The organism is Streptomyces sp. NRRL B-24572, assembly GCF_002156145.1.
Lineage (GTDB): Bacteria > Actinomycetota > Actinomycetes > Streptomycetales > Streptomycetaceae > Streptomyces > Streptomyces vietnamensis.
Genome location: NZ_MWIG01000844.1, coordinates 1 through 1299 on the forward strand (window position 1 = coordinate 1; position 1299 = coordinate 1299).

Genomic DNA, 1299 nt, shown 5'->3' on the forward strand with positions numbered 1-1299 from the left:
GAGGGCCTGCTCGACGAGGCCTACGCGGGCCAGGGGCTGGCCGCGATCCTCGTCGAGCAGGCCCTCACCGACGTCCGCGCCTCCGGGATGCGGATAGTCCCCGTCTGCCCCTACGTCGCGAAGTTCCTCAAGAAGCACGAGGAGTTCGCCGACATCACCGACCCGGTGACCCCCGAGGTCCTCCAGTGGCTGGACGGACAGCTGAAGCGCTGACACCCGGTCAACACGACGCACGCAGAGGCGAACGCTTCATCCGAACGGGCGAGTTGCGCGCGACCGGGCCCGCAGGCCCCCCTGAGCCGGGGGCCGAACGGGCGACCGAACGGACGGGTCCTCCGCGCGTCGCTGGCCGACTCCCGACCGGTTGGCCGGAAACTCGCTGGTCACCGACTTAAACATTGCTTCAAGCAAGATCACCACAAGGAGGTAATGCTCTCGGACTCATCGAGCGAGGCGGGCTCGGCGGCCGTTACTGTTCCCCGAGATCCGGACGGATTCCCGGATCTTCGCCCCCCTTTATCTTCTTTCACCGGTTTTCGGCGCGCCCGTGCGCCGAGGGCCGCCCCCGCGAAGGAGAGCTCGCCCGATGACCGTTGACGACCGCCCGGACGTACAGACGGGACCGCCCCAGCAGTCCAGCCTGAGCACCGCGGCCGCCCGCAACCTCGCCACCACGACCAAGTCCGCCCCGCAGATGCAGGAGATCAGCTCCCGCTGGCTGCTGCGGATGCTCCCCTGGGTGGAGACGAAGGGCGGCGCCTACCGGGTGAACCGCCGGCTGAGCTACACCGTCGGTGACGGACGCATCGAGTTCGTCCAGGACGGCTCCCGCGTCCGCGTCATCCCCCGCGAACTCGGCGAACTCGCCCTGCTGCGCGGCTTCGAGGACGTCGACGTGCTCAACGCGCTCGCCGACCGCTGCGTCCAGCGCGACTTCAGCGCCGGTGAGGTGCTCGTCCAGCGCGGGGCGCCCGCCGACCAGATCCACCTGATCGCCCACGGCCGCGTCAGCCAGACCTCCGTCGGCAAGTACGGCGACGAGGTCGCGGTCGCCACGCTCGCCGACGGCGACCGCTTCGGCGAGAACGCCCTCCTCGACGGCGACGCCGGCTGGGATTACACCGCGACGGCCGAGACCTCCGGCACCCTGCTCACGCTCTCCCGCGCCGACTTCGCGAACATCCTCAACTCGGCGCCGAGCCTCCAGTCCCACATCCGGGAGTTCAGCTCGCTGCCCGACCAGCGGCAGAACAAGTACGGCGAGGCCGAGATCGCGATGTCGGCCTCGCCGTACTTGTT

General features: G+C 69.6%; 2 protein-coding genes. Both read left to right on the plus strand.

Annotation, left to right across the window (positions count from 1 at the left end; all coding sequences use genetic code 11):
- Window positions 1-213: GNAT family N-acetyltransferase (locus CCN56_RS37020; RefSeq protein ID WP_143664747.1), on the plus strand; the 213-nt coding region annotated here is incomplete at its 5' end.
- A gap of 373 nt (window positions 214-586) precedes the next feature.
- Window positions 587-1299, plus strand: a 713-nt coding sequence (locus CCN56_RS37025) for a cyclic nucleotide-binding domain-containing protein (protein WP_143664748.1), incomplete at its 3' end; no start/stop codon positions are given.